Origin of the sequence: Gemmiger formicilis (assembly GCF_016901605.1) — a bacterium.
Classification (GTDB): domain Bacteria; phylum Bacillota; class Clostridia; order Oscillospirales; family Ruminococcaceae; genus Gemmiger; species Gemmiger formicilis_B.
Genome location: NZ_JACJKP010000531.1, coordinates 1 through 341, shown reverse-complemented (window position 1 = coordinate 341; position 341 = coordinate 1). Strand labels below are relative to the sequence as shown.

The following is a 341-nucleotide window of genomic DNA, read 5'->3' as shown; positions in this document are numbered from 1 at the left end:
ATGATTTCCGATGCCATCCACTCCTTCTCGGATGTACTCACAACACTGATTGCCTGGATCGGTGTGAAGGTGTCCAAAAAGGCATCCGATGAGGAACATCCCTATGGCCATGAACGGCTGGAATGCATCGCTTCGCTGCTGCTGGGCGGTGTGCTGCTGCTCACCGGCCTGGGCATTGGCAAGGCCGGTCTGGAAACCATCTTCTCCGGCAACTACCAGGCCCTGGCTGTGCCCGGCGCCATTGCACTGGCAGCCGCCATTGTCTCCATCGCCGGCAAGGAGGCCATGTACTGGTATACCCGCCATTATGCCTTGCTGATCCATTCCTCGGCCTTCATGGC

At 58.4% G+C, this 341-nt stretch carries 1 protein-coding gene; it reads left to right on the top strand.

All coding sequences use genetic code 11. The features are described from left to right. The coding region (locus H6B10_RS15800) for a cation diffusion facilitator family transporter (protein ID WP_204652401.1) at window positions 1-341 on the top strand (341 nt) is incomplete at both ends.